This is a genomic window from Phenylobacterium sp. (assembly GCF_030698145.1).
Taxonomy (GTDB): Bacteria; Pseudomonadota; Alphaproteobacteria; order Caulobacterales; family Caulobacteraceae; genus Phenylobacterium.
Genome location: NZ_JAUYNW010000065.1, coordinates 1 through 25,569, shown reverse-complemented (window position 1 = coordinate 25,569; position 25,569 = coordinate 1). Strand labels below are relative to the sequence as shown.

26 protein-coding genes are annotated in these 25,569 nt (G+C 68.7%); 9 read left to right on the top strand and 17 right to left on the bottom strand.

The window, feature by feature from the left end; translation table 11 throughout:
- Window positions 1-130: 130 nt before the first annotated feature.
- The 3 genes from Q8Q77_RS09685 to Q8Q77_RS09675 all read right to left on the bottom strand — a co-directional run bounded on the left by Q8Q77_RS09685 (window position 131) and on the right by Q8Q77_RS09675 (window position 3,711).
- Window positions 131-640: a CarD family transcriptional regulator gene (locus Q8Q77_RS09685; protein ID WP_304776308.1), complete on the bottom strand. Its 510-nt coding sequence runs from the start codon at window positions 638-640 to the stop codon at window positions 131-133.
- 281 nt (window positions 641-921) lie between these two features.
- Window positions 922-1,263 carry a ferredoxin FdxA gene (gene fdxA / locus Q8Q77_RS09680; protein WP_304776309.1) on the bottom strand — a complete coding sequence of 114 codons (342 nt, stop codon included), beginning with the start codon at window positions 1,261-1,263 and terminating at the stop codon, window positions 922-924.
- Window positions 1,264-1,359: 96 nt separating this feature from the next.
- Complete coding sequence (locus tag Q8Q77_RS09675; protein WP_305583370.1) at window positions 1,360-3,711, bottom strand: penicillin acylase family protein; 2,352 nt, start codon at window positions 3,709-3,711, stop codon at window positions 1,360-1,362.
- A 117-nt stretch (window positions 3,712-3,828) separates the two neighbouring features.
- Here Q8Q77_RS09675 and Q8Q77_RS09670 point away from each other — a divergent pair, with 117 nt between their 5' ends.
- On the top strand, window positions 3,829-4,506 hold the full coding sequence (locus tag Q8Q77_RS09670; protein ID WP_305583369.1) for a hypothetical protein: 678 nt from the start codon (window positions 3,829-3,831) through the stop codon (window positions 4,504-4,506).
- Between the two features lie 132 nt (window positions 4,507-4,638).
- Here Q8Q77_RS09670 and Q8Q77_RS09665 read toward each other — a convergent pair whose 3' ends face one another.
- The 4 genes from Q8Q77_RS09665 to glmS all read right to left on the bottom strand — a co-directional run bounded on the left by Q8Q77_RS09665 (window position 4,639) and on the right by glmS (window position 8,606).
- The gene (locus Q8Q77_RS09665) at window positions 4,639-5,499 is read right to left on the bottom strand and encodes an SDR family oxidoreductase (RefSeq protein WP_305583368.1); all 861 of its coding nucleotides are present in this window, start codon (window positions 5,497-5,499) and stop codon (window positions 4,639-4,641) included.
- Window positions 5,500-5,508: 9 nt separating this feature from the next.
- Window positions 5,509-6,378, bottom strand: coding sequence for a UTP--glucose-1-phosphate uridylyltransferase (locus Q8Q77_RS09660; RefSeq protein WP_305583367.1), 870 nt, complete (start codon window positions 6,376-6,378; stop codon window positions 5,509-5,511).
- Between the two features lie 70 nt (window positions 6,379-6,448).
- Complete coding sequence (locus Q8Q77_RS09655; RefSeq protein WP_305583366.1) at window positions 6,449-6,727, bottom strand: hypothetical protein; 279 nt, start codon at window positions 6,725-6,727, stop codon at window positions 6,449-6,451.
- A gap of 58 nt (window positions 6,728-6,785) precedes the next feature.
- The gene (gene glmS, locus Q8Q77_RS09650; protein ID WP_305583365.1) at window positions 6,786-8,606 is read right to left on the bottom strand and encodes a glutamine--fructose-6-phosphate transaminase (isomerizing); all 1,821 of its coding nucleotides are present in this window, start codon (window positions 8,604-8,606) and stop codon (window positions 6,786-6,788) included.
- A gap of 142 nt (window positions 8,607-8,748) precedes the next feature.
- On the opposite strand from glmS, the gene glmM reads away from it, so the two are divergent.
- Complete coding sequence (glmM, locus tag Q8Q77_RS09645; protein WP_305583364.1) at window positions 8,749-10,101, top strand: phosphoglucosamine mutase; 1,353 nt, start codon at window positions 8,749-8,751, stop codon at window positions 10,099-10,101.
- A 412-nt stretch (window positions 10,102-10,513) separates the two neighbouring features.
- Window positions 10,514-11,536, top strand: a complete 1,023-nt coding sequence (locus Q8Q77_RS09640; RefSeq protein WP_305583363.1) for an adenosine deaminase — start codon at window positions 10,514-10,516, stop codon at window positions 11,534-11,536.
- 9 nt (window positions 11,537-11,545) lie between these two features.
- Here the strand turns inward: Q8Q77_RS09640 and Q8Q77_RS09635 are convergent, their stop codons facing one another.
- From Q8Q77_RS09635 to Q8Q77_RS09625, 3 genes are read right to left on the bottom strand one after another with little or no spacing between them, the layout of a single operon-like run.
- A complete protein-coding gene (locus Q8Q77_RS09635; protein WP_305583362.1) occupies window positions 11,546-12,562 on the bottom strand; it encodes a DUF2891 domain-containing protein in 1,017 nt (338 codons plus the stop codon).
- Window positions 12,540-13,490 (bottom strand): DUF979 domain-containing protein, encoded by a 951-nt coding sequence (locus Q8Q77_RS09630; RefSeq protein WP_305583361.1) that lies wholly within the window; start codon window positions 13,488-13,490, stop codon window positions 12,540-12,542. Before Q8Q77_RS09630 ends, Q8Q77_RS09635 begins: the two co-directional genes overlap by 23 nt.
- The gene (locus tag Q8Q77_RS09625; RefSeq protein ID WP_305583360.1) at window positions 13,487-14,179 is read right to left on the bottom strand and encodes a DUF969 domain-containing protein; all 693 of its coding nucleotides are present in this window, start codon (window positions 14,177-14,179) and stop codon (window positions 13,487-13,489) included. The genes Q8Q77_RS09630 and Q8Q77_RS09625 overlap by 4 nt, the downstream gene beginning before the upstream one ends.
- 134 nt (window positions 14,180-14,313) lie before the next feature.
- On the opposite strand from Q8Q77_RS09625, the gene Q8Q77_RS09620 reads away from it, so the two are divergent.
- Window positions 14,314-14,655 (top strand): DMT family protein, encoded by a 342-nt coding sequence (locus tag Q8Q77_RS09620; RefSeq protein ID WP_305583359.1) that lies wholly within the window; start codon window positions 14,314-14,316, stop codon window positions 14,653-14,655.
- 291 nt (window positions 14,656-14,946) lie between these two features.
- Here the strand turns inward: Q8Q77_RS09620 and Q8Q77_RS09615 are convergent, their stop codons facing one another.
- The 5 genes from Q8Q77_RS09615 to Q8Q77_RS09595 form a co-directional block, all read right to left on the bottom strand.
- Window positions 14,947-15,471 carry a DUF6886 family protein gene (locus Q8Q77_RS09615; protein ID WP_305583358.1) on the bottom strand — a complete coding sequence of 175 codons (525 nt, stop codon included), beginning with the start codon at window positions 15,469-15,471 and terminating at the stop codon, window positions 14,947-14,949.
- Between the two features lie 148 nt (window positions 15,472-15,619).
- Window positions 15,620-16,924: a UDP-glucose/GDP-mannose dehydrogenase family protein gene (locus tag Q8Q77_RS09610; RefSeq protein WP_305583357.1), complete on the bottom strand. Its 1,305-nt coding sequence runs from the start codon at window positions 16,922-16,924 to the stop codon at window positions 15,620-15,622.
- Between the two features lie 131 nt (window positions 16,925-17,055).
- Window positions 17,056-18,558, bottom strand: a complete 1,503-nt coding sequence (locus Q8Q77_RS09605; RefSeq protein WP_305583356.1) for a phosphomannomutase/phosphoglucomutase — start codon at window positions 18,556-18,558, stop codon at window positions 17,056-17,058.
- Window positions 18,559-18,656: 98 nt separating this feature from the next.
- On the bottom strand, window positions 18,657-19,622 hold the full coding sequence (locus tag Q8Q77_RS09600; RefSeq protein WP_305583355.1) for an SIS domain-containing protein: 966 nt from the start codon (window positions 19,620-19,622) through the stop codon (window positions 18,657-18,659).
- A gap of 14 nt (window positions 19,623-19,636) precedes the next feature.
- On the bottom strand, window positions 19,637-19,882 hold the full coding sequence (locus tag Q8Q77_RS09595) for a hypothetical protein (protein ID WP_305583354.1): 246 nt from the start codon (window positions 19,880-19,882) through the stop codon (window positions 19,637-19,639).
- Between the two features lie 112 nt (window positions 19,883-19,994).
- Here Q8Q77_RS09595 and gpmA point away from each other — a divergent pair, with 112 nt between their 5' ends.
- From gpmA to Q8Q77_RS09570, 5 genes are all read left to right on the top strand, one after another.
- On the top strand, window positions 19,995-20,708 hold the full coding sequence (gpmA, locus tag Q8Q77_RS09590; protein WP_305583353.1) for a 2,3-diphosphoglycerate-dependent phosphoglycerate mutase: 714 nt from the start codon (window positions 19,995-19,997) through the stop codon (window positions 20,706-20,708).
- A complete protein-coding gene (locus Q8Q77_RS09585) occupies window positions 20,705-21,151 on the top strand; it encodes a bifunctional diaminohydroxyphosphoribosylaminopyrimidine deaminase/5-amino-6-(5-phosphoribosylamino)uracil reductase RibD (RefSeq protein ID WP_305583352.1) in 447 nt (148 codons plus the stop codon). The genes gpmA and Q8Q77_RS09585 overlap by 4 nt, the downstream gene beginning before the upstream one ends.
- A gap of 80 nt (window positions 21,152-21,231) precedes the next feature.
- Window positions 21,232-22,491, top strand: coding sequence for a pentapeptide repeat-containing protein (locus tag Q8Q77_RS09580; protein WP_305583351.1), 1,260 nt, complete (start codon window positions 21,232-21,234; stop codon window positions 22,489-22,491).
- Between the two features lie 105 nt (window positions 22,492-22,596).
- On the top strand, window positions 22,597-23,862 hold the full coding sequence (locus tag Q8Q77_RS09575) for a pentapeptide repeat-containing protein (RefSeq protein WP_305583350.1): 1,266 nt from the start codon (window positions 22,597-22,599) through the stop codon (window positions 23,860-23,862).
- A gap of 64 nt (window positions 23,863-23,926) precedes the next feature.
- Window positions 23,927-24,694 (top strand): crotonase/enoyl-CoA hydratase family protein, encoded by a 768-nt coding sequence (locus Q8Q77_RS09570; protein WP_305583349.1) that lies wholly within the window; start codon window positions 23,927-23,929, stop codon window positions 24,692-24,694.
- Between the two features lies 1 nt (window position 24,695).
- On the opposite strand, the gene Q8Q77_RS09565 is transcribed toward Q8Q77_RS09570, so the two are convergent.
- Window positions 24,696-25,067 carry a GFA family protein gene (locus Q8Q77_RS09565; RefSeq protein ID WP_305583348.1) on the bottom strand — a complete coding sequence of 124 codons (372 nt, stop codon included), beginning with the start codon at window positions 25,065-25,067 and terminating at the stop codon, window positions 24,696-24,698.
- A gap of 186 nt (window positions 25,068-25,253) precedes the next feature.
- Window positions 25,254-25,569: Hsp20 family protein (locus Q8Q77_RS09560; RefSeq protein WP_305583347.1), on the bottom strand; the 316-nt coding region annotated here is incomplete at its 5' end.

Here is a 25,569-nt window from a genome sequence, read left to right as displayed (position 1 = left end):
AACCGCGCCCGGGGAGAGGGGCCATGGCCCCATCCTGCTCACCGCGCACGGAGGCATGGACGGGCAGCTCGAACGAAAACGCCCGGCCTTCGCAGGCCGGGCGTCTCGTAGATCGGCGGAGATCGGCGCCTTAGGCGGCGACGGCCTTGATCAGGTTCTTGTTGAGGATGCCGATGGCGGCGTCGCGGTCGATCTGTTCGATGGCGGCGACTTCGCGGGCCATGCGGTCCAGCGCCGACTCATAGAGCTGGCGTTCGGAATAGGACTGCTCGGGCTGGTTCTCGGCGCGGTGCAGGTCGCGGACGACCTCGGCGATGGAGATCAGGTCGCCGGAATTGATCTTGGCTTCGTATTCCTGGGCGCGACGCGACCACATGGTGCGCTTCACCCGCGCACGGCCCTTCAGGGTGGTGAGCGCCTGGCTGACCACATTGCCCTCGGCCAGCGAGCGCAGGCCGGCGGTGCGGGCCTTGGCGGTGGGAACGCGCAGGGTCATCTTCTCGTGGTCGAAGGTGATCACATAGACTTCGAGCGAGTAGCCGGCCACTTCCTGAGTTTCGATCCCCTGTACCTGACCCACCCCGTGGGCCGGATAGACGACGTGATCTCCAATCGAGAAATCCAGACCAGTCTTGCTCATCAGCTAAGTCCCTTCGACCTCGTCCGATCCCATCGACGCATCCAGGTTTTCCGAGAGCCCAAGGCGAAAGGTGTCCGTCCGCAAAATCTGCGGCGACCAACATTCTTGAGAACGGAATAGACCTCTAGGACACCCTTCGCCTGTTCAAGGCGTATGCGGCCGGGGACGGCTCTTCTGCAGAAACGACATGGCGGGCGCGAAACGCTTCTCGCCACGTCATTGTCACCCTAGCATAAAATTCAGCCCAAAGAAAGGCTTGCGCCCCGTGGGCGCTGGGTCGGTCAGGAGCCGCGGCCGGGCTTTTCGCTGAAATACTTCTCGAACTTGCCGGTCTCGCGCTCGAACGCCTCGGCGTCGGCCGGCGGCTCGCCCTTCACCGTGATGTTGGGCCAGATCTTGGCGTAGTCGGTATTGATCTTCAGCCACTTGGAGTCGGGCGTATCCTCGGTGTCGGGCTTGATGGCGTCCACCGGGCACTCAGGTTCGCAGACGCCGCAGTCGATGCATTCGTCCGGATTGATCGCCAGGAAGTTCTCACCCTCATAGAAGCAGTCCACAGGACACACCTCCACGCAGTCCATGAACTTGCATTTGATACAGGCGTCGGTGACGATGTAGGTCACTTGGAACTCCGGCGGATCTAGAGCGCGGGTTTTCCCGGTCAGACCCCCAATTGTCAATGCCGCCGGCCCGCAGGATATCTGAGGCCGCCGATAGGCTCACGGCGCAGGTGCGAGCGAGATCACGGTTTCCGTCGCCGCCTCCACCGCCTTGCGCGAATAGGCCAGCGGCACGTACTCGCCCTTCACCCATTTCGGAAACAGGTCGCGATAGTGCGGGCTCTCGGGGTTTCCCGACTGGCCGGGCGTATTGATGGCCATGCTGTTGTCCCAGGCGCCCACGTCCAGGACCATGCGGAACGAGGCGCCGGCCACCACCCGGAAGTCATCCGGCCGCCAGCTGGCCGCCATCGGCGAGAGGCTGGTTCCGCCCATCGGCGTCGGTCCCGCCGCCAGCAGGGGCCTGGTGGCGGCGTCGGCCAGCGGGGTCAGGGCGTGTTCAAGTCGCGCATGATGCAGCCGGCCCCAGGCCCAGGTCGTAGGGTCAGGCCCGAGGCGCGCGGCGACCTCGTCAAAGGCGGCGATCAGGCTGGTCTTCAGCACCCCGTCGCGGGCGGCGGCGGGCAAGGTGGCGTCGGGGTGGTCCAGCAGGTGCATGACGGCGGCCAGGTCGCCATTGCCGATGACCCCGTGCACGGACGCGGGCGTCGCGGCGGCGACCACGGTCCGGCCCAGGTGCTTGCCGGTCCAGACCTCGAACAGGGCCGCCCCGGCGCTGCCCTCCGACGTGCGGTGATCCCAGCCGCGCAGCAGGGCCAGGGCGGCGGCCAGCTTGGGGTCATCGGTCTTCAACGGCGCCAGCACGGCGACCAGCCGCCGCGCGGTGATGTCATAGGGATCGGTCTGCAGGGCCATGGCGTCGGCCACGGTCAGCTTGTCCTTGGCGGCCAGCACCTCGTTCACCCGCAGGAATCGGGCGGCGTTGGACCATTCGAACCCCACCTTGCGCTGCGCCACCGGATAGTCGGCCGGCAGGTTCATCTGGTTGGCCGAGGCGAACCAGCCCTGTTTCGGATCGGCCACGCTGGGCAGTTCGTCTGGCTCGAGGAACCCCTTCCACTCATAGCGCCCGTCGCCCGGCACCGGCAGCAGACCGTCCCAGTTGGGCCGCGCCGGGACCATCCCGGCGGCCACCCAGCCGTGGTGGCCCGAGGTGTCGGCATAGGCCTGATTCTCGCTCGGCGCGCCCCAGCCGGCCAGGGCCGCCTTGAAGCTGGTCCAGTCCTGGGCCTGCATGTAGCCGGTGGAGCCGAAATAGGCCGAGGTCCCCGGCTGGCTCCAGACCGTGCGGATGGCGAAGGCCTTGCCCTCGGTGGTCTTCAGCACAGGCCCGTGGCGGGTGAAGCGCAGCTCAACGGAACGCGGCGCGGCCTCGCCCTTCACCGGGATGGCGTCCTGCACCACGCTCATGGCCTCCCAGCCGTCGCCGTAGCGATAGCGGTCGCCCTGCGTCTCGTAGACGTAGAGGTCTTCCTGATCGACGGGGAAGATGGTCAGGCCAAAGGCGATCTTGCCATTGTGGCCGATGGAGACACCGGGCAGCGCCGGTTCACCGGCCCCGATCACCGAGAAACCCGGCGCGTTCATGTGGACGATGTAGCGCAGGCCCGGGGCGCCATGCTCCCGGTGCGGGTCGTTGGCCAGGATCGGCCGGCCCGTCGCCGTGCGCGATCCGGAGACCGTCCAGTTGTTCGACCCGATGGCCTCGGGCGGAATTTCCAGGGCGGCGCGCTGCTCCGGCGGCCCGCTGAACTTCACCCCCGAACCGGCCAGCTGATAGTCGGCGAGCACATCGGCGGGGATGGCGCAGGGATCGAGACCTTCCGGGACCTTGGTGGTCCATTTGGGTTCGATGAAGCGATAGAGACGGGCGGCCGGCAGGCCCGCCTTGCAGGCGATCTGGGCGCGGCCGACCTCGTTGGGAACGTTGCGGGTCAGGCCGTGACTGCGGATGCGCACCACGTCCTCCGGGCTCCAGCGGTCAGGGGCGGAGCCGGCGATCTTGAACTCCAGCGGCAGGGGCCGCTTGCCCGCCGCGATCTCGTCCACGAAGGCGTTGACGCCCGCCACCCAGGCGGTGGTGTTGGCCTCCGCGCCGGGCCCATAGGCCGCCCATTCCCTGGTCATGTCGCCGCGATAGAGGAACAGGCGGGCCGCGCGGTCCTGGGCCACATAGGTGGGGCCGAAGTCCTTTGACAGCAGGCCCAACCCCCGCTTGCGCCACAGGTCGATCTGCCACAGCCGGTCGCGGGCGACGTTGTAGCCCTGCAGGAAGAAGGCGTCGCGGACGCTGCCGGCATAGATGTGCGCGATGCCCCAGGTGTCGACCCGGATCTCCGCCGGCGCCGCCAGGCCCGCGACGGCGCGGCTCTCCTGGGCGGGGGCGGCGAGCGCGGTCAGGCTGGAGCAGCTCAGCAAGGCCCCCAGAAGCGGGGCTGTGATCTTGGGCATGGGTTTCCTCCGGGGCCGGAGGCTGAGGCTAGGGCAAGACGAGGAGAGATCGAAGAGGGTTCCTCCACAGGCGCGCGGGAAGCAGAGTGCGCCTCGGCCATTGATTTGGGGGAAGCCATGAACAGCCACCGCATCTGGGCGGGCCTCACCGTCCTGACCGGCCTCGCCACCGTGGCGATCACCGCGGCCTTCCAGATGCTGCCGCAGGTCGCCGCGGCGGGCGCGTGCTGGGCGCCGGGCAAGGTGGTGGACTTCGAGCTGGCCCGCACCCTCGAGCAGTCGCTGAAAGTGTTCACGCCGGAGGCCTGCCGCGTCCCCATCGTCACCGCGATGGACGCGGTGAACCACCTCGACGTGAAGGCCTATATTCCGGCCTACACCGCCTTCGCCGTCTGCGCGGCGATGTTCCTGGGCGGCGGCCTGCGCAAGCCCCTGGTGCTGCCTGCCATCGGCGTCGCCCTGCTGGCCCTGGCCGCGGACTATATTGAAACCTTCACCCTGCTCCAGATCACCCGCGACCTGGAGGGCTCGGCGCATCTGCTGTTGCGCGCCAGCGACGGCGCCTGGGTCAAGTTCGCGGCCCTGGCGCTGCACGCCTTCCTGCTGGCGCGGATCTGCATGGCGCCCGAGACCCGTCGGCCGATCCTGGCCATGCTTCTGCTGCTGCCCATGGTGGGCACGGCCTTCGCCGCCATCGACAACAGCCGCGCCGCCCTGATGACCTACGCCCTGGTCCTGAGCTGGACACCGGTCCTGCTGGTGGCGGCGCGGGATCTCGTGCGGCGGGGGGAATGACTACCTCCTCTCCCCCCGTCTCTTCGGGGGGAGAGGGTAGGGTGAGGGGGGCGGTCCGGCCAAGTGGTGCGTGGCGGCTCGATCCCCTCACCCAACCCTCACCCCGTGAAAGGGGAGAGGAGGTGACTGTGCCTACCCGCCGGCCGCCAGGATCGCCGCCAGGCCCTCGCGATAGGTCGGATAGACCGGCCGCCAGCCCAGCTCGGCCTTGGCCCGTGCATTGGCCACCCGCTTGCTCTCGGCGTAGAAGCGCCGCGCCTGGGGCGTCATGGCCTCCAGGTCCAGCGGTTCCTCGGGCGGAGGCGCCAGGCCCAGCAGGCGCGCGGCATGGGCCACCACGTCGCTGTTGGACGCCGGCTCGTCGTCGCAGAGATTGTAGACGCCTCCCGCCCGCGGCCGGGCCATCGAGGCGTCCAGGCCCGCAGCCAAGTCGTCCACGTGGATTCGGCTGAACACCTGGCCCGGGGCGGCGATGCGCCGGGCCTTGCCCTCGCGCAGGCGGTCGAAGGCCGAGCGGCCGGGACCGTAGATGCCGGGCAGGCGATGGACGGTCACCGTCAGGCCCATGCCGCGGCCCACCTCCAGCCAGTCACGCTCGGCGCCGACCCGGCGGGCGCCCTCGGTGGACTGGGCGGCCAGGCGGCTGTCCTCGAACACCCAGCCTCCCTTGCGGTCGCCATAGACCCCGGTGGTGGAGAGATAGCCGATCCAGTCGGGGAAAGCCTCGGCGCGGGCCAGGGCCGGGACCAGGACCTGCAAGGCCGGGCAGCCCTCCGGACCGGGCGGGGCGGCGATCAGTATGGCCTGGGTCCTGGCCAGGTGCTCGGCCACGCCGGCGATGTCGTCGGCGGCCACAGGGTCGACCCCCTGGGCGGTCATCGCCTGGGCGGCGTCGGCGGTCCGATAGGTCGCCGAGATGTTCCAGCCCTGCGGCTGGAGCCTGCGGGTGAGCGCCTGGGCCGCGAAACCGTAGCCGTAGATGAACAGCCGCAACGGGCCGGCCTAGAGCAGGGCCGTGATCGCGGCGCGGGCGGCGTCGCCCATGTCGGGACGGGCGAGCGCGAAGGCGATATTGGCCCGCAGCAGGCCGATCTTGTCGCCGCAGTCATAGGTGACGCCGTCATATTCCAAGGCGTGGAAGTCCTGGGATTTCATCAGCTCGGCCATGGAATCCGTGAGCTGGATCTCCCCGCCGGCGCCCTTGCCCTGGCGTTCCAGCAGCTCGAAGATCTCCGGCTGCAGGATATAGCGGCCCGAAATGATCAGGTTCGACGGCGCGGTCCCGGCGGGCGGCTTCTCGACCATGCCGGTCATGCGGTTGAGACGCCCCTCGCGGCCGTCCAGGGCGACGATGCCGTACTTGTGGGTCTCGCTGTCGGGCACGGCCTCGACCACGACGATATTGCCGCCGACCTTGTCGTGGGCCGCCACGGCCTGGGCCAGGGCAGGGGTCTCGGCGGCCATCAGCATGTCGGGCAGGATGACGGCGAAGGGCTCGTCGCCGACGATGTCGCGGGCGCACCAGACCGCATGGCCTAGGCCTAGCGGCGCCATCTGGCGCACGAAGCTCATGGAGCCGGGCTGCAGGATATCGCGGCGGACCTCGGCCAGGACGTCGTGCTTGCCCTTGGCCTCCAGCGCGCCCTCGATCTCGGGATTGCCGTCGAAATAGTCCTCGATGGCGCCCTGGCCGCGGCTGGTGACGAAGACGAAGTGCTCGATGCCGGCGGCGCGGGCCTCCTCGACCACATAGGAGAGGATCGGGCGGTCGAAGACGTTCAACAGGTTCTTCGGCGTGGCCCGGGCCACGGGCAGCACCCGCGTCCCCAATCCGGCCACCGGCAACACCGCCTTGCGCACGCGTCTGGTCATCGAGGCCCTCCCTGCGCTCCGCACGACCGGAGCAGGCGCCTGCCTGCCGGGAGATCACGGGTTCGGGAACTCACGAGGCCGTGAACAAGTTGTCGGCGCGCAGCCTTTCCTTGAGGGACTCCACCATGATGTTTCGGACATTCACCGCCATCGCGGCGGCCACATTACTCGCCACCAGCCTTACCGGCTGCGGTAAGAAGGCCGAAAACACGACCGTTGACGACAGCGCGGTGACTGACTCGGCGACCATGCCGCCGGCCGACACGACGACGATCCCGCCGCCGAGCGACCCCACGGCGCCGCCGCCCGTCAATACGACGCCGCCCGAGGCGACTCCGCCGACCACCACGACGCCCCCCGCCGACACGACCTCGCCGAACAGCGGCGCCGTGCCGCCGAAATAGGCGCTACTCCACTGTCACCGACTTGGCGAGATTGCGCGGCTGGTCGACATCCGCGCCCTTCTGGACGGCCACGTAATAGGCCAGGAGCTGGATCGGGGCGGACATCACCAGCGGCGCGATCAGCGGATCGCACTTGGGCGCGGTGACCACCACCTTGGCCCCGGCGGGCGCGTGCTTGGCCCCGTCGGGATCGGTGATGAAGATCACCTGACCGCCTCGAGCCATGACCTCGCTCATGTTCGAGGCCGACTTCTCGAAATAGCTGTCGAAAGGGGCGAGGATGACGATGGGCGTCGCCTCGTCCACCAGGGCGATCGGCCCGTGCTTCAGCTCGCCGGCGGCATAGCCCTCGGCGTGGATATAGCTGATTTCCTTGAGCTTCAGCGCGCCTTCCAGGGCCAGGGGATACATCGGCCCGCGACCGAGATAGAGCACGTCGCGCGCCTTGGAGACCTCCAGCGCGATGTTGCGGACCGCCTCCTCGAGATTGATCGATTCCGCCATCAGGCGGGGGGCTTCGAGCAGCACGCGGACGAGCCGGTTCTCCTCGGCCGCATCGATCCGGCCGCGAGCGCGGGCGGCGGCGACGGCCAGGGTCGTCAGCAGGCTGACCTGGGCGGTGAACGCCTTGGTCGAGGCCACGCCGATCTCCGGTCCGCAATGGATCGGCCAGACCACGTCGGCCTCGCGGGCGATTGTCGATTGGACGGCGTTGACCAGGGCGGCGCTCTTCATGCCCGCGGCCTTGCAGTGGCGCAGGGCCGCCAGGGTGTCGGCGGTCTCGCCGGACTGCGAGATCGCGATCGCCAGGGACCCTGCGCTGAGCGCGGGGCTGCGGTAGCGGAACTCCGAGGCGATCTCGACGTCCACGGGCAGGCCGGCGAGCTGCTCGATCATGTACTTGCCCAGCAACCCGGCGATGTAGGCCGTGCCGCAGGCCACGATCTGGATCCGGTCCAGTTTGGCGAAATCGATGTCGCCGGGGATCGTCGTCGTGTCGCTCAGGGCGTCCACATAGGCGGCGATGGTCCGCTGGCACCCCTCCGGCTGGTCATGGATCTCCTTCTCCATGAAGTGCCGGTAGTTGCCCTTCTCCACGAGGGCGGCGGAGGCCGAGACGACCTGGATCTTGCGTTCGACGGCCTTGCCGGTCTCGTCGAAGATCCAGGCCTCGCGGTGGTCGATGGCGACATAGTCGCCCTCTTCCAGATAGGCGATCTTGTTGGTGAAGGGCCCGACGGCGAGCGCATCGGAGCCGATGAACATCTCGCCCTCCCCGTAGCCGACCACCAGCGGGCTGCCGCGACGGGCGCCCATGACCAGGGCGTCCTCGCCCTCGACCAGCACGGCCAGCGCGTAGGCGCCCGTCAGCCGGTCAAGGGTGGCCTTCAGGGCGGCCAGGGGTTCGAGCCCGGTGGCCAGTTCGGAATCCAGCAGCTGGGCGATGACCTCGGTGTCGGTCTGGCTCTCGAAGACGCGACCCTGCGCCTCAAGCTCGCGCTTCAGCTCGGCGAAGTTCTCGATGATGCCGTTGTGCACCAGGCTGACCCGGCCGGACTTGTGGGGGTGGGCGTTGGCTTCCGAGGGCGCGCCGTGGGTGGCCCAACGGGTGTGGCCGATCCCCACCGTCGCGTTCAGCGGCGCCTCGGCCAGCACGTCCTCCAGGGCGCGGATCTTGCCCTTGGCGCGGCGGCGCTGGAGCTTGCCGCCCACCACCCCGGCGACGCCCGCGCTGTCATAGCCACGGTATTCCAGACGCTTGAGGCTGTCGATCAGCCGCTCCTGGACGGAGGAAATCCCAACGATGCCGATGATGCCGCACATGGTGGCTTTCACATCCTTTGTCGAAACGCGCGCAGGTCGATAGTCTTCAGCGCTGAGCCGCCTTTAGCATTCGCAAACGCGGCGTCGACTAAATCTGGGTTTCGGATCGTTTCCGACCCTATCGAGCACCACGAGAAGTCCCATGAGCAAGCGCGCCTATTTCGGCACCGACGGCATCCGCGGCCTGGCCAACAGCCATCCCATGACCGCCGAGGTCGCCCTGCGCGTGGGCCTGGCGGCGGGCAAGCTGTTCATGTCCCAGGACGACCGGCGCCACATGGTGGTGATCGGCAAGGACACCCGGCTCTCGGGCTATATGGTCGAGCCGGCCCTGGTGGCGGGCTTCGCCAGCGTCGGCATGGACGTGCGCCTGCTGGGTCCGATGCCGACCCCGGGGGTGGCGATGATGACCCGATCCCTCCGCGCCGACCTCGGCGTGATGATCTCGGCCTCGCACAACCCCTATACCGACAACGGCATCAAGCTGTTTGGCCCGGACGGCTACAAGCTGTCGGACGCCCGCGAGCTGGAGATCGAGGCCCTGATGGGCCAGGGCCTGGCCGACGGTCTGGCCGCACCCACCAAGCTGGGCCGCGTCGCCCGGGTGGACGACAGCCAGGCGCGCTATGTGGAGATCGCCAAGGCCACCTTCCCACGGCGGCTGAGCCTGGCGGGCCTGCGTATCGTCATCGATTGCGCCCATGGCGCGGCCTACAGGGTCGCCCCGGTGGTGCTGTACGAGCTGGGGGCGGAGGTCGTGAAGATCGGCGTCGAGCCCAACGGGACCAATATCAACGAGGAGTGCGGCTCGACCCATCCCGAGGCCATGGTCCGGGCGGTGAAGGAGTTCCGAGCCGACATCGGCATCGCGCTGGACGGCGACGCCGACCGGCTGGTGATCTGCGACGAGAAGGGCCGCGTGGTCGACGGCGACCAGATCATGGCCATCATCGCCGACGCCTGGGCCAAGAGCGACCGGCTCACCGGCGGCGGCGTGGTCGCCACGGTCATGTCGAACCTGGGCCTGGAACGGTACCTCAACGCGCGCAACCTGAAGCTGGAGCGCACCGCCGTGGGCGACCGCGCGGTGATGGTGCGGATGCGCGAGGGCGGCTTCAACCTGGGGGGCGAACAGTCGGGCCATATGATCATGTCCGACTTCTCCACCACCGGCGACGGCCTGCTGGCGGCCCTGCAGGTGCTGGCGGTGCTGAAGGAGAGCGGTCAGCCCATGAGCATGCTGGCCCACCAGTTCGAGCCGGTGCCGCAGAAGCTGGAAAACGTGCGCTTCGCCGGCGGCAAGCCGCTGGAGACCGACCAGGTCAAGGAGGTGATCGCCGAAGCCGAGCTACGCCTGAACGGCACGGGCCGGATCGTGGTCCGCGCCTCGGGCACCGAGCCGCTGATCCGGGTGATGGCCGAGGGCGACGACGAGAAATTGGTGAGTCAGGTGGTCAAGGAAATCGTCGGGGCGGTGAAGAAGGCCGCGGCCTGAGTCATGATCCTTCTCCCCTTGCGGGAGAAGGCGGCCGTTCGGAGAACGGTCGGATGAGGGGTCTCTCAGACCTCGGCGGTTAGCCTTCGGCGAAGCCGGAATCGAAGCACGAACCTCACGAACGAAGCCGATCTCGAAGGCCGCTGAAGCTGCGCGCTCGTGTTGTTCGTGTTGTTCGTGGTTCCGTCCTTTTGGCGTTCGCGGCTTCGCCGCCGCCAACCGGATAGGGCTTTCGACCCCTCATCCGACCCCGCTATCGCGGGGCCACCTTCTCCCGCAAGGGGAGAAGGCCGTGAGAATCCGACTGCCCTTTGACCTGTTGAATGCCATCGATCCCGGGCTGGTCATTCGTGTCCTCGGGGAAGACACTTTCGCCATGTGGGCGATTCCCACCGGTGTCTGGAGTCGAGTGATGCCCGATCTCGAAGCGTTCATCCGCGGCCTGCCCAAGGCGGAACTCCACCTGCATATCGAGGGCAGCCTCGAGCCCGAGCTGATGTTCGAGTTGGCCCGGCGCAACGGGGTCGACCTGCCCTTCGCCGACGTGGAGGCGGTGCGCGCGGCCTACGCCTTCTCCAACCTGCAGGACTTCCTGGATATCTACTACCAGGGCGCCAAGGTGTTGGTGACTGAGCGCGACTTCCACGACCTGGCCATGGCCTATTTCCGCCGCGTCGCCGAGGACGGCGCCGTCCACGCCGAGATCTTCTTCGACCCCCAGACCCACACCGAACGGGGCGTGGCCTTCGCCACCGTCGCCGAGGGCCTGCTGGCGGCGATGGAGGAAGCCAGGGCCACCCTCGGCGTGACCTCCAAGCTGATCCTCTGCTTCCTGCGCCATCTCTCCGAGGAGGACGCCTTCGAGACCCTGAACCAGGCGCGGCCCTATCTGGACCGCATCGCCGGGGTGGGCCTTGACTCATCGGAGCTGGGCCATCCGCCGTCGAAGTTCGCCCGGGTCTTCGCCGCCGCCCGCGAGCGGGGCTTGAAGCTGGTCGCCCATGCCGGTGAGGAAGGTCCGCCGGAATACGTCCATGAGGCGCTGGACCTGCTGAGCGTCGACCGCATCGACCACGGCAACCGCTCGCTGGAGGACGCCGACCTGGTGAAGCGCCTGGTCGCCGAGGCCGTGCCCCTGACCGTCTGTCCGCTCTCCAACCTGAAGCTCTGCGTGGTGGACGAGCTGCCGGCCCATCCGCTGAAGCGGATGCTGCGCCTGGGTCTCAAGGCCACAATCAATTCCGACGACCCGGCCTATTTCGGCGGCTACCTGGCCGAGAACTGGATCTCCACGGCCCATGCCCTCGGCCTCACCCGCGACGAGCTGGTGACCCTGGCCCGCAACAGCTTCACCGGCTCATTCCTGACCCCCGGCGAGATCGCGATCCACCTGACCGAGATCGACAACTACCTGGCCGCCCACGCCAAGGTCTAAGGCGGTGGGTCAATCCCCCGCCTCAAGGGCCAGCAGCGCGAAGGTGGCCAGCCAGTGCTCGCCCATATAGTCGCCGGCCACGTGGGCCAGGCCCGCGGCGAGATGTCGGTCGGCGGCGGCCTGCGCCACGGCGCGGACCGGATCGGCGGCGTCCAGGGATCCGGCGATAGAGCGCCAGCAACAGGCGCGGCTGAGGCAGAGCCCGTCCAGGTGAGCGATCTTGCCGTCGGTGCGGTCGCTGACCGTCGGCGGAGTGAACAGGGTCGCGGGCAGTCCCTGCGCCGCCTGCGGCAGGAATCGGGCGAACCAGATCCGGAAATCCGCGGCCGGCAGGATGCGCCGCAGGCACTCGGCCTCGACCAGGGTCGGGGAGAGGAAGTCGTCGCCGCTGGGCTCCCAGGCCGAGGCATTGGCGTCGTCGAGGTACCAGCCCCTCGCGGTCGCCGCGATCAGCCGCGCGAGCTCGTGGTCGCCGACCTGGGCTGCGTACTCCGACGCCAGCGAGAGCGCGAACGCCGTGTTCCCATGGGCCCCGGTGCGGATCGGATAGGTGGCCAGGGGCAGGAAGGCCTTGAAGCGGTCGGCGAAGGCCTGGGCCAGGGGGCGCAGGGTCCGTCCCCAGGCCGCCTCGTGCCGTTCCAGCTCGGCGCCCAGCATCAGCAGCCAGGCCCAGCCATAGGGCCGTTCGAAGCTTCGACTGGTCGGGCGGGCGAGATAGGCCAGCTCGCCGGCCGCCTTGTCCGGCGTCAGGCTGGCGTCGAACAGGGCGCGGATCTCGGCGGCGGGCGCCATGTCCGGGAACCGCCGCAGCAGCCGGGCCAGCAGCCAGTAGCCGTGGACGCAGGAGTGCCAGTCGAAGCTGCCGTGGAAGATCGGGTGCAGCACCCGGGGCGGCAGCACGTCCTCGTCGCCGGCCATCACGTGGTCGAGCTTGTAGGGATAGGGCTTGGTGACGTGGCCGAGCGCCAGCCGCGCGAACTGGGCGGCGAGGTCGGGGGTGAGCTCAGAAGCGGAAGACGAGGACATACATCAGGGCCGTGTTGGCGAGCAGCAGGAGGAGGGCGGTGGGGACCTGGGCCTTGATCACCCCGTTGCGGTCGGTGAGCTCAAGCAGGGCGGCGGGCACGATGTTGAAATTGGCGGCCATGGGGGTCATCAGGGTCCCGCAGAACCCCGATAGCATGCCGATGGCGCCCATGATCGCCGGATCGCCGCCGAAGCGCAGGACGATCAGCGGCAGGCCGATCCCGGCGGTCATCACCGGGAAGGCGGCGAAGGCGTTGCCCATGATCATGGTGAAGATCGCCATGCCGAAGGTGTAGGCGGCCACCGCGGCGAGCTGGCTCCCGTCCGGCAGCCAGGCTGAAGCCAGGGCGCCGATGGCGGTCCCGACCCCGGCGGCGGCGAAGACGGCGCCGAGGGCCGCCAGCATCTGGGGCAGGACGGCGGCCCAGCCGACCGTGTCGAGCAGGCGGCGGCCCTCCTGCAGCGGCGTGACGGGCTTGGCGCGCAGCATCGGCATGGCGATGGCCAGCGCCACGAACACGCCCAGGATCAGCGAGACCAGGGTGGCCTGTTTGGGATCGACCAGGCCGGCCAGTTCCGGCCGCTTGAACAGGAAGGTGCCGGTCAGCGCCGTGGCGGGGATCGCCAGGGCCGGCAGGAAGAGCCTGCTCCCCAACCGCGCTGCGCTCTCGCGACGTTCCTCGGGGCTGCTGGTGGCCGCGACGCCGTGGCCCAGGCCGCCGAAGCCCGCCACCGCCACCATGGCGATCACCAGCAGGCCGTTGACCAAGTCCGGCAGGTGCGAACCAAACAGGAAGCAGACGGCGAACAGACCCCAGAAGGCTGTATTTTTCCAACGCTTCGGATTGGTCGCGTCGCGGGCGCTGTAGACGGCGATGGCCGCGAAGAAGGCGCCTGCGATGACATAGAGGGCCTCAAGGCCGATCATGGGGCGGCCTCCACGGGACGGGCGTCCGCCAGGACGCGCGCCAGCCGGCGGTCCAGCAGCATCAGCCGCGTCCCGTGGATGGCGAGCGCGCAGAGCGCGGTGGGGATGGCCCAGACCGAGAGCTGCAGCGGCTCCACGATGATGCCGTTCTGCTCCAGGAAGCCCTTGATCAGCAGGATCGAAGCGATGGCGATGAAGATGTCCTCGCCGAAGAACAGCGCGATGTTGTCGGCCGCAGCGGTGTGGGCGCGGATGGTCTGACGGGTGTCGTCGGTCAGCTCGCCGTAGTGCGTCTCCGCGGCGGCCTCGGCCATGGGGGCGATCAGCGGCCGGACCATCTGGGCGTGGCCGCCCAGCGAGGTCAGGCCCAGGGCCGCGGTGGTCTGGCGCAGGAGGAAATAGAGCAGCAGCAGCCGGCCGACCGTAGCCGCCTGGATGGCGCCGATCAGGGTCTTGGCCCGCTCCTGCAGTCCGGCGCGCTCGAGCAGGCCGATGACCGGCAGCACCACCCAGACCACGCTGACATAGCGGTTTTCCTTGAATGCCTTGCCGAAGGTCTCGACCACCTCCACCGGTCCCATCCCGCCCGCCACCCCGGTGACCAGGGCCGCCACGGTGACCACCAGCAGCGGGTTGAGGCGGGCCATGAAGCCCACCACGACAATGACGATCCCGATCAGCGACAGCACGCGCGCCCTCCCGAAGTGCGGTCGAACTCTAGCCGAGACGGCTAGGCTTCATAGGTCCGATTCGGCGCGCCTTCCGGGCCTGTTCCCGCCTAGCATTCGGCGTCGCCGACAGATTCGAACCGCGAGGAGCGCCCGTGCCGACCATCCTGCTGCTGACGGTCTCCAACCTGTTCATGACCCTGGCCTGGTACGGGCACCTGAAGTTCACGGGCAAGCCGCTGTGGATCGTGGTCCTGGTGAGCTGGGGTATCGCCTTCTTCGAGTACTGGCTGGCCGTCCCGGCCAATCGCATCGGCTATATGAGCGGATTCTCGGCGGGCCAGCTCAAGGTCATGCAGGAGGTCATCACCCTGCTGGTGTTCGGCGTCTTCGCCGTGGTCGCGCTGGGCGAGAAGCTGCGCTGGAACCACGCCGGCGCCTTTCTCTGCCTGGTGGGCGCCACCGCATTCATTTTCGCCGACAAGCTGAAGGCCTGAACCGGACCGCCCGGGTCGCGTTTCACCAGGGAGGCGACGGTGCTTTCCAAGCCGAGAGTTTCGTGACAGCCTCGTAATGTTCGCACCGCTCGACCGGCGCGGCTTTAGAAACGGATTGGGAGTGAAATATGTCGCGACACCCCTCCATGGGGCGCTTGTCGCGAGGTCAGACGAAGAGCCTGAACTCTGTCGCCTGCCTTGCTTTCGTCGGCGTCATGGGCGTGGCCTTCTGGGCCGGCGCCGTATGGATCGCCAACACCCTCATCCAGTTGCTGTCATAGCGGCTTCGGCTCAACGCCGGGGCATGGCGTTGCGCTTACGGATGATGGAGAACTCGAGGCTGGAAGCCGCCACGGCGTCGCTGAGCGGCCAGAAATCCTGCAACACCCGCACCTCTGCGCCCGCCTCGACCAGAGCCCGGATCAGATCGGTCCAGACCTGTTCGGCGAGCGGCGTCACGGCCTGGCGCGATATCCAGTAGCCGGCGTCGCCCAGGGCCAGATCGAATGTCTCGACCGGCATCTCATAGACGCGCAGGGCGCAGGCCTCCACCCTTTCCAGCCAAGCCGCCTCGAAGGCCACCACCCGCCGCGCGCCGCCGAGGAACCGCTCGGCGTCCGCCTCGGTGGTCTGCGATCCCCGGCCGTAGGTGATGCGCGGGCAGTCGCGGGGCAGCAGGAAGTTGACCAGGTGGTCCTCGTCCACCGCCCAGACGCAGTCGCCGGTGACGCCTGAGTCCATCGAAGGCGGCGGGCGCGGGTCGAAGCGCGCGATGCCAGCCTCCTCGCTAACGTGGAAGAGCCTTGGCTTTGTCATCGCATCACTCCCCCCAAGGTTCGTCATCACCGGGCCTGTCCCGGTGACCCTTACGCACGGAACGTCTCAGAAAAATCTCTAAGGTCGGCGTCTATGGGTGGCCGGCGCAGAGGCCGGCCATGACGATCGGAGGGGGGAGGGAGCGAGCCTAGCCACGCCCGATGCTGGCGTACTTGAAGCCACGTGAGCGGACCTCGTCGGGCTTGTAGATGTTGCGCAGGTCGACCAGGACCGGGGCCTTCATCAGCAGCTTCACCCGGTCGAGGTCGAGCGCGCGGAACTGGTCCCACTCGGTGATGATCACCAGGACGTCGGCGTCGTGGGCCACCTCATAGGGATCGTCCTTGAAGTCCACGTCGCGCAGCAGCTGGCGCGCCTCGTGGCCGCTCTCGGGATCGAAAGCCTGGACGCGGGCGCCCATGGCCTGCAGCGCCGGGATGATGTCCAGGCTGGGGGCGTCGCGCATGTCGTCGGTATTGGGCTTGAAGGCCAGGCCCAGCACCCCGACCGTCTTGCCGGCCAGGTCGCCCGAAAGTGCGTCGGAGACCTTGCCGGCCATGTTCTTCTTGCGCTCGTCATTGACCTTGACCGTGGCCTCGATCAGCCGCACCGGCGAGCCGGCGTCGGTGGCGGTGCGCACCAGGGCCAGGGTGTCCTTCGGGAAGCACGAACCGCCATAGCCCGGGCCGGCGTTGAGGAACTTGTTGCCGATCCGCTTGTCCAGGCCGATGCCGCGGGCGACCTGCTGGACGTCGGCGTCGAGCGCCTCGCAGAGGTCGGCGATCTCGTTGATGAAGGTGATCTTCAGCGCGAGGAAGGCGTTGGCCGCATACTTGATCAGCTCGCTGGTCCGCCGCGTGGTGAAGACGATTGGCGTCTCGTTCAGATAGAGCGGGCGATAGAGTTCGGTCATCACGGCGCGAGCGCGTGGATCGTCGGTGCCGACCACCACGCGGTCGGGGCGCTTGAAGTCCTCGATGGCCGCGCCCTCGCGCAGGAACTCCGGATTGGAGACCACGGCGAACTGGGCGTCCGGGCGGACCTCGCGGATGATCTTCTCGATCTCGTCGCCGGTGCCGACCGGCACGGTGGACTTGGTGACGATGACGGTGAAGCCGTTCAGCAGGCCGGCGATCTCCCTGGCGGCGGCGTAGACGTAGGAGAGGTCGGCATGGCCGTCGCCGCGCCGCGACGGCGTGCCCACGGCGATGAACACCGCGTCGGCCTTGTGGATCGCCTCGGCGGCCTCGGTGTCGAAGGCGAGGCGCCCGGCCTTGACGTTCTGGGCGACCAGCAGGTCGAGGCCCGGCTCATAGATCGGGATGCCGCCGCCGCGCAGGCGCTCGATCTTGCTGGCGTCCTTGTCGATGCAGGTGACCGTGTGGCCGAAGTCGGCGAAACAGGCGCCGCTCACCAGGCCCACATAGCCTGTTCCGATCATCGCAACGTGCATGGACTATCCTCGATAAATGGCTTCGGCCGCCTTTCACCACGCCGCGACCGCACCCGCAATCGCCGCGCCGAACCAGAACGGCACATTTGTATCGCGGTGCAGCAAAAGCCGCGCCCAGCGACGGTTCTATGTCAGACTTCCTGGTTGTAGGCGCCGATCTGCGGCCGCTTGGCCAGGCGCGGCTTCACCTCTTCGCGGAACAGGGCGCGCATGTCGGCGTCCGACTGCGTGCTCTCCACCACCACCACGATCTCGGGCTTGTTGGACGAGGCGCGGACCAGCACCCAGGAGCCGTCCTCAAGGGCCACGCGGCCGCCGTTGACGGTGATCACCTCGACGATCTTGCGGCCCAGGATCGTGCCGCCGGCCTTGGCCAGGGCCTCGTATTCAGCAACCACGTCCTCGACGACCTTGTACTTCACCTCGTCGGCGCAGTGCGGCGACATGGTGAGCGAGGTGTAGGCGATCGGCAGGGCGTCCTTCAGTTCCGAGAGCTTCTTGTCCGGGTTGCGATCCAGCATGGCCAAGATCGCCGCGGCCGCGGTCAGGCCGCAGTCGTAGCCGCGCCCGATCGGATCGTTGAAGAAGAAGTGGCCGCTCTTCTCGAAGCCGGCGAGCGCGCCCAGTTCGGCGGTCTTGCGCTTGATGTAGCTGTGGCCGGTCTTCCAGTAGACGGTCTTGGCCCCGTTCTTCTTCAGCACCGGATCGGTCGCGAACAGGCCGGTGGACTTCACGTCGACCACGAAGGTCGCGTCCTGGTGCAGTTCCGACAGGTCGCGGGCCAGCATCAGGCCGATCTTGTCGGCGAAGATCTCCTCGCCGGTGTTGTCCACCACCCCGCAGCGGTCGCCGTCGCCGTCGAAACCCAGGGCCAGGTCGGCGCCGAACTCGCGCACGGCCTTGGCCATCTCCTGCAGCATCTCGTGGTCTTCGGGATTGGGGTTGTAGCGGGGGAAGTTCCAGTCGAGCTCGCAGTCCATCTCGATGACCACGGCCACGCCCATCCGGCGCAGGGCCTCGGCGGCGAAGGCGCCGGCCGTGCCGTTGCCGCAGGCGCAGACCACCTTGAGCGGACGCTTGATGTTCACCCGGCTGGAGACGTCGGCGATGAAGCGTTCGGCGAAGCCCTGGACGTGGGTCAGCGAGCCGCCGGGCCGGTACTGGCTCAGTCCGCCGAGGACGATCTCCTTCAGCCGGCCCATTTCGTCGGGGCCGAAGGTCAGGGGGCGCTGGGCGCCCATCTTCACCCCGGTCCAGCCGTTCTCGTTGTGGCTGGCGGTGACCATGGCCACACAGGGGGCGTCCAGCTCGAACTGAGCGAAATAGGCGGTGGGCGACAGGGCCAGGCCGATATCGACCACCTCGCAGCCCGCCGAGACCAGGCCGAGCGTCAGGGCCTGCTTGATCGAGGTCGAATAGGAACGGTAGTCGTGGCCCACCACGATCTTGGTCTGGCCCAGTTCCTGGATGTAGGTCCCCAGGCCCAGGCCCAGGGCCTCGATGCCCAGCAGGTTGATGTCGGGCCCCAACATCCAGCGCGCGTCGTATTCGCGGAAGCCGGTGGCCTTCACCAGCGGCGTATTCTCGTACTCGATCGTATTTGGGACCAGGTCGGCGCGCGGAACGGGCAGCATCGGAACTCCATCGGATGGCGTCGGGCGTCGTGTTTAAAGGTGTTCCACCCTTAAGACTATCCGAACGGCAACCATGAACTTCGCGATTGTGACCTGGGTTACATCACGCCGGCGCGAAGCAGGTCGTGGACATGCAGAATTCCCACCGGCCGGCCCTCGTCGACCACGAACAGGACGGTGACCGACGGCGGCGGATCGCTCATCAGCGCCAGGGCCTCCGACGCCAGCATGCCGGGCGGTACGGTCTTCCTGGGGCCAGGCGTCATGACTTCGCCGGCGGTGTGGGTCACCAGGTCGTCGAAGTGACGGCGCAGATCGCCGTCGGTGATCACCCCCACCAACCGCCCATCCGATCCCTGTACGCCGACGATCCCCCAGGTCTTGCCGGTCATCACCATCAGGGCTTCGCGCATCGGCGTGCCGGGGGTCACCAGCGGCACCTGGTCGGCGCCGTGCATCAGATCGCCCACCGTGCGCAGCATGGCGCCCAGCTTGCCGCCGGGATGGAAGGTCTTGAAGTCCTTGGCCGTGAAGCCGCGCCGTTCCAGCAGGGCCACGGCGAGCGCGTCGCCCAGCGCGATCTGCAGGGTGGTGGAGGTGGTCGGCGCATTGACCTCGGCCGTGGCCTCGGTCCCGTCGGCCAGCTCCAGCACCACGGTGGCGGCCCGCCCCAACGCGCTGTCGGGCGAGGCGGTGATCGCGATCAGCGGGATGTGGAAGCGGGTGGCGTAGGCCAGGACATCGGCCAGTTCCCGTACCTCGCCGGACTTCGAGAGCCCGAGGATCACGTCGTCCGGGCCGATCATCCCCAGGTCGCCGTGGCTGGCCTCGGTGGCGTGGACGAAGAAGGCCGGCTGGCCGGTGGAGGCGAAGGTGGCGGCGATCTTGCGCGCCACATGGCCGGACTTGCCGATGCCGGTGCAGACGATGCGGCCCTTGGCCGAGCCCAGGATGTCGACGGCGCGCACGAAGTCGGGGCCGAGCGCGTCGGCCTGCAGGCGCAGGGCGTCGGCCTCGGTGTTCAGCACGCGGCGGGCCACGGCGACGGCGTCGAAATTGCTCATCGGGCGGGGGTCCGTCATTTGGTCGGCGAGATCGCCTGGGTCTGCAGGTCGGAGACCGCCGCGCGGGCCTGGTTCAGCCTTTGCTCGGAGGCCTCGGTCTCGCGTTTCATCGCCGCCTGCATCTCGGGCGTGCGCTGGACCGGCGGGCGGCCGAACGGCCCCCACGACCGATCGCCCAGCCCCTGGGGCCAGACCATGGCCAGCGCGACCAGGCCAAGAGCGAGCGCCGCGAGCGCCGGGAAGAACAGGCGATTGAGCATCGGCGCACATATAGACGGCGCTTAGACAAGGAGCCAGCGGGGAGCCAGCGGGCCTTGACGCTGGCGGTCCTGGCCCTTAGCCCCGCTCGCAACCGCTGAAGGAGCCAAGCGCTTGTCGAAACTGATCCTCCTCCGCCACGGCCAGAGCCAGTGGAACCTCGATGACCGTTTCACCGGCTGGGTCGACGTGGACCTGACGGCCGAGGGCGAGGCCCAGGCCATCAAGGGCGGGGAATTGATCAAGGCCGCGGGCCTCCAGATCGACCGGGCCTTCACCTCCGTGCTCACGCGCGCCATCCGCACGCTCTGGCTGGCGCTCACCAGCGCCGGGCAGGTCTTCGTCCCGGAGACCAAGGACTGGCGGCTGAACGAGCGCCACTACGGCGGCCTGACGGGCTTGAACAAGACGGAGACCGCCGCCAAGCACGGTGAGGCGCAGGTGAAGATCTGGCGGCGCTCCTACGACATCCCGCCACCGTCCCTGGCGCCCGGCGGCGAGTTCGACTTCGCCAAGGACCGCCGCTACGCCGGCGCCGTCCTGCCGGACACCGAAAGCCTGAAGACCACCCTGGAACGGGTTCAGCCCTATTGGGACGCGGAGATCGCGCCGCGCCTTGCCGCCGGCGAGACCGTGCTGGTGGCCGCCCACGGCAATTCCCTGCGGGCCATCGTCAAGCTTCTGTACGGCCTGAGCGCCGAGGCGATCATCGGAGTCGAGATTCCCACCGGCAATCCGCTGCTGATTGACCTGGACGCCGGCCTCAAGCCCACCGCGGCGCGCTACCTCGACGAGAGCCGCGCCACACCCCTGCCCCAGGCGGCATGAGCGCCGCCGACCAGGACCATATGAGCCGCGCCATCGACCTGGCGCGGGCCAACCTCGGCCGGACCGGCGACAACCCCTCCGTCGGCTGTGTGATCGTCAAGACCGGGCAGGTGGTGGGGGAGGGGGCGACCGCGCCGGGCGGGCGCCCGCACGCCGAGGAACAAGCCCTTGATCGCGCGGGAGAAGCCGCGCGTGGCGCCACGGCCTATGTCACCCTGGAGCCCTGCGGGGCGCGTTCGTCGGGCGGGCTGTCGTGCTCGGAGCGGCTGGTCGCCGCCGGTGTGGCGCGGGTGCTGATCGCCTGCGAGGACGCCTCGCCCTTCGCCGCCGGTCAGGGCGCCGAGCGGATGCGGGCGGCGGGGATCGAGGTTCAACTGGGGGTTTTGGCGAGCGAGGCCAGCGTCCTCTATGTCGGATATCGACCCTGCGACGATTCACCCTAAACAGCTTAAGTGGCGGAAAGAGCGTGTTAATTGCCGGGCGCTAGGATCGGCTCAGTTTCTCCGGGTTCCCCAAGTTCCGCATGTCGATCCTGACCGCGCCCACCCCAGACCTCCCCAAGCTCGGACAGACCGAGTTCGAAGTCATCTGCGCCAAGCACGACCGCCTTTGGACCTCCAAGCCCGGCGGCGCCCGTGCGGTGTTCGCCTGGCGCGACCTCTCGGGGTTGGACCTTCGCGGCAAGAACCTCTGCGATGCCGATTTCACGGGCGCCATCCTGGCCGATTGCCACATGCAGGGCGTGCGGCTGGACCATGCCAACCTGTTTGGCGCCGACCTGCAGAACTCCAACCTGACCGACGCCTCCATGCGCCGGGCCGATCTGCGCGGCGCCTGTCTGCGCAACGCCAACCTCACCGGCGCCGACCTGTTCGAGGCCGACCTGCGCGAGGGTTCCATCGCCGCCGTCGACCGTGACAAGGGCCTGCGCGTGCTGGAGCACCACAACCGGGTGGGCGACGCCAACGGCGCGATCCTGGCCGGCGCCAATCTGGAGCGCTCGCGCCTGTCCGGCGTCATGGCGATCAAGGCCGATTTCAGCGACGCGATCCTGAAGGACGCCAAGATGGTCCGGGCCAACCTCAAACAGGCCAATATGTCCGGCGCCAACATGGCCGGCGCGGACCTGTCGGGCGCCGACCTCGCCGGAGCCGACATGCGCGATTGCATCCTGGTTGGGGCCAAGACCTTCGCCTGGAACGTCAGCCAGGCCGACATGCGCGGCGCCCTGACCGACGAACCCGCCGGCAAGTCCGTCGAGGACCTGCCGTACAAGACCATGATCCGCGACCACGCCAAGTGGTGCGAGACCGGCGGCTCCGAGGGGACGCCCAGCGTGTTCGACAACGCCGACCTTCGGGCCCTGGAGACAATCCGCGGCTTCAACCTGACCGCGCTCTCGGCCAAGGGCGCGACGTTCTACGGCCTCGACATGGAAGGCGTGCAGCTGCAGGGCGCCCAACTCGACGGCGCCGACCTGCGCAACTGCAACCTGCGCCGGGCCGACCTGCGCGGCGCGCGCCTGGTGGGCGCCAAGATGTCGGGCGCGGACCTGCGCGACGCCCAGCTCGGCCCCCTGCTGATCGGCGCCGACCGGATGCTGCCGGCCAACCTGACCGGGGCCAGCCTGAAGAACGCCGACCTCGCCCGCGCCGACGTTCGCCACGCCATCCTGGTCGACGCCGACCTCAGCCGCGCCAATTTCACCAACGCCATGGTCAAGCAGACCGTGCTCACCAACGCCCAGAAGTGGGGCGCCCGGGGCCTGGAAGACGCGATCTGACGCGCCGTCCGTACGGATCCCAGTACTGTTCCCAGTAAGCTTAACGGTTCAGTCGGTCTTGCGGCGTAGACGACCGGCTTCGTGATGTCTTCAGGGAGGTCGTTCGTGAACGCCATCGGGCTAATGGGTCGGCGCAGACTATCGGCGGGCGAGATCGAGATGATCGTCGTCGCGCACGAGCGCTTCGTCGCCGGCAAGCCTGGCGGCAAGCGGGCCGCCCTGCGCTTCGTCGACCTCTCCCGGGCCGATCTCTCCGGCCGCGACCTCTCCGACGCCGACCTCTCGGCCTCCATCCTCGACGGCGCGAAGCTGGTCGGCGCCAACCTCGCGCGCGCCAACCTGTTCGGCTGCGACCTGCGCAAGGCCGACCTGCGGATGGCCAACCTCACCCGTGCGGACTTGCGCGGCGCCTGCCTGCGCGGGGCGGACCTCAGCCGCGCGGACCTCAGCCAGGCCGATTTCCGCATCGGCCAGATCGCCATCCCGCATCCCAGCAAGGGCCTGGCCTCCCTGTCGCACGAACGCCGCCACGGCCAGCTCGACAACGCCGTCCTCGCCGGCGCAACCCTGCACGGCTCGCAGATGGACGAGGCCTCGGCCTACGCCGCCGACTTCACCGACTGCTCCCTGAAGGGCGCCAAGCTCGCCCGCGCCAACTGCAAGGACGCCAATTTCGCGGGCGCCATCTTCGATGGGGTGGACCTGGCCGGCGCGAACCTGGAGGGCGCCAATCTCGCCGGCACGGTGCTGTGCGACGTCGATGTTCGCGCCGCGCGGCTGTCGGACGCCACCAACATGCTGGGGTCCATCGGAGTGGTGACTTCGGAGACCATGGCCAAGGCGCCGTCCCTGCTGGACCAAGCCCTGTCCAACCACCTGTGGTGCAGGACCGGCGGGCGGGAGGGGCGGCCGGCCATGCTGGACGGCGAGGATCTGCGGCCGCTGGGTGACAAGCTGCGTGGCCTGCGCCTTAGCGCGATGAGCGCCAAGGGCGCCATCATGGTGGGGCTCGACCTCACCGGGACCCAGCTCCAGGGCGCCAACCTGCAAGGCGCGGACCTGCGTGGGGCGATCCTGGATTCCGGCGACCTGCGGGGCGTCCGGATGACGGGGGCCAACCTGATCAAGACCGACCTGCGCGATGCGGTTTTCGCCCCCCTGCCGCTTGGCCCCAACCGCAGTCAGCCCTCGCAGCTGGGCGGGGCCAAGCTGCGCTACGCCATCGCCCAGCGCGCCGACATGACCGGGGTGGTCTTCGACGGCGCCGACCTGCGCGGCAGCGACTTCAGCAGGGCGATCATGACCGGCGCCAGCCTGCGCGACGTGGGCCTGGCGGGCTCGGTCGGCCTGGAGATCGTGCTGGCCGCCTAATCTCCCGTGGGCTGACGCCTCGGCAAGCCGCTAGGCTCGGGTCACCTCAACGGGAGACCCCAGCATGGACACCGTCAGCGTCGAGACCCGCGGCCGCACGGCCATCGTCACTATCGAGCGCCCCGAACGCCGCAACGCCGTGGACGCCGCCACCGCCCAGGCCCTCTACGACGCCTTCAAGGCCTTCGACGCCGATCCCGAACTGGACGTGGCGGTGCTGCAGGGCCGCGGCGGGACCTTCTGCGCCGGCGCCGACCTGAAGGGTGTCAGCGAAGCGCGGGGCAACCCCGTCAAGCGCGAGGGCGACTTCGGGCCCATGGGCTGCACCCGGCTGGCGCTCGGCAAGCCGGTGATCGCCGCCGTCGAGGGCCACGCCGTGGCCGGCGGTATCGAGGTGGCGGCCTGGTGCGACCTGCGGGTCGCCGCCGAGGGCGCGGTCTTCGGGGTGTTCTGCCGCCGATTCGGGGTGCCGCTCATCGACCTGGGGACCGTGCGTCTGCCGCGGCTGATCGGCCATTCGCGGGCCATGGACCTGATCCTCACCGGCCGGCCCGTGGACGCCGCGGAGGCCTACGCCATGGGGCTGGCCAATCGGCTGGCGCCGCGGGGCGGAGCGCTCGACGCGGCGCTGGACCTCGCCGCCCAGCTCTCGGCCTTCCCCCAGACCTGCCTGCGCAACGACCGGCTCTCGGCCATCGGCCAGTGGTCGCTGGACTGGGAGGCCGCCATGCTGGCCGAGGTCGATGTCGGACTCGAAACCCTGAGGTCGGGCGAGGCCCGCGAAGGCGCCGCCCGCTTCGTCGCCGGCCAGGGCCGCGGCGGGGCGTTCTGAGCTACCAGTCGGTCTTGCCGTTCACGTACTCGATGGGAACGGCGGCCAGGTCGAGGTCGTCGCCGAACAGCCGGGCGTTCACCGAGACCCTCATATTGTCGTAGTCGGGCTCGCCGGTGTCGAAGCTGGGAAACTCCGAATAGGTCCCGCAGCCGCAGATCCCGCAGTGGTGATGCTGGCCCACATAGTGGCCCCACTGATAGGTCGAGACCCGGTCGCGGGCCGTCAGCAGCTTGAACTGGGCCACCGGGTAATAGGCGTGCAGCGCGCCGCGCTTGGCGCAGAATGAGCAGTTGCAGCTCGTCACCGAAGCCGGCGGCTCGGGAACCTCGAACTGGGTGGCGCCGCAGTGGCAGCTTCCCTTGATGGGCATGGTCGTTCTCCCTGAGCTCTGGAGACGACCTTAGAGCGGTCCTGCCGCCACCGTGCTGTCAGCTTGGATCTGGGACCCAAAGAAAAGGCCGGCGCGATCACCCGCGCCGGCCAGTCGTCTGAAAGGGGGGGCGGCGCGTGGGGGGCGCGCCGCCCGGAAGGGAAGTCCACCTAGCTGGGGGGCGGGTTAGGCGGCCTTCTCACCTTCGATCAAGTCGGGCTGGGTCGAGGTGGCGATCTCGATCCGGCGGGGTTTCAGGGCCTCCGGCAGCTCGCGCTTCAGCGAGATGGAGAGCAGGCCGTCGGCGAGCCCGGCTTCGGTGACCACCACATAGTCGGCGAGCTGGAACCGGCGCTCGAAGTTGCGCTCGGCCAGGCCGCGGTGGAGGTACTTGCGCTGGTCGTCGTTGGCGGCCTTGCGGCCCTGGACGGTCAGGAGGTTTTCCTTGACCTCGATGTTCAGTTCTTCCGGACGGAAGCCGGCGACCGCGATCTCGACGCGG

Bases quoted from the DNA above. Each gene is read 5' to 3' on its own strand.
- glmM (WP_305583364.1), top strand. From the start codon at position 8,749: ATGAGCAAGCGCGCCTATTTCGGCACCGACGGCATCCGCGGCCTGGCC.
- Q8Q77_RS09580 (WP_305583351.1), top strand. From the start codon at position 21,232: ATGTCGATCCTGACCGCGCCCACCCCAGACCTCCCCAAGCTCGGACAG.
- Q8Q77_RS09675 (WP_305583370.1), bottom strand. From the start codon at position 3,711: ATGCCCAAGATCACAGCCCCGCTTCTGGGGGCCTTGCTGAGCTGCTCC.
- Q8Q77_RS09585 (WP_305583352.1), top strand. From the start codon at position 20,705: ATGAGCGCCGCCGACCAGGACCATATGAGCCGCGCCATCGACCTGGCG.
- Q8Q77_RS09630 (WP_305583361.1), bottom strand. From the start codon at position 13,490: ATGATCGGCCTTGAGGCCCTCTATGTCATCGCAGGCGCCTTCTTCGCG.
- Q8Q77_RS09565 (WP_305583348.1), bottom strand. From the start codon at position 25,067: ATGCCCATCAAGGGAAGCTGCCACTGCGGCGCCACCCAGTTCGAGGTT.
- Q8Q77_RS09640 (WP_305583363.1), top strand. From the start codon at position 10,514: ATGCCCGATCTCGAAGCGTTCATCCGCGGCCTGCCCAAGGCGGAACTC.
- Q8Q77_RS09600 (WP_305583355.1), bottom strand. From the start codon at position 19,622: ATGAGCAATTTCGACGCCGTCGCCGTGGCCCGCCGCGTGCTGAACACC.
- Q8Q77_RS09635 (WP_305583362.1), bottom strand. From the start codon at position 12,562: ATGTCCTCGTCTTCCGCTTCTGAGCTCACCCCCGACCTCGCCGCCCAG.
- Q8Q77_RS09670 (WP_305583369.1), top strand. From the start codon at position 3,829: ATGAACAGCCACCGCATCTGGGCGGGCCTCACCGTCCTGACCGGCCTC.
- Q8Q77_RS09610 (WP_305583357.1), bottom strand. From the start codon at position 16,924: ATGCACGTTGCGATGATCGGAACAGGCTATGTGGGCCTGGTGAGCGGC.
- glmS (WP_305583365.1), bottom strand. From the start codon at position 8,606: ATGTGCGGCATCATCGGCATCGTTGGGATTTCCTCCGTCCAGGAGCGG.
- Q8Q77_RS09685 (WP_304776308.1), bottom strand. From the start codon at position 640: ATGAGCAAGACTGGTCTGGATTTCTCGATTGGAGATCACGTCGTCTAT.
- Q8Q77_RS09615 (WP_305583358.1), bottom strand. From the start codon at position 15,471: ATGACAAAGCCAAGGCTCTTCCACGTTAGCGAGGAGGCTGGCATCGCG.
- Q8Q77_RS09605 (WP_305583356.1), bottom strand. From the start codon at position 18,558: ATGCTGCCCGTTCCGCGCGCCGACCTGGTCCCAAATACGATCGAGTAC.
- Q8Q77_RS09570 (WP_305583349.1), top strand. From the start codon at position 23,927: ATGGACACCGTCAGCGTCGAGACCCGCGGCCGCACGGCCATCGTCACT.
- Q8Q77_RS09595 (WP_305583354.1), bottom strand. From the start codon at position 19,882: ATGCTCAATCGCCTGTTCTTCCCGGCGCTCGCGGCGCTCGCTCTTGGC.
- Q8Q77_RS09660 (WP_305583367.1), bottom strand. From the start codon at position 6,378: ATGACCAGACGCGTGCGCAAGGCGGTGTTGCCGGTGGCCGGATTGGGG.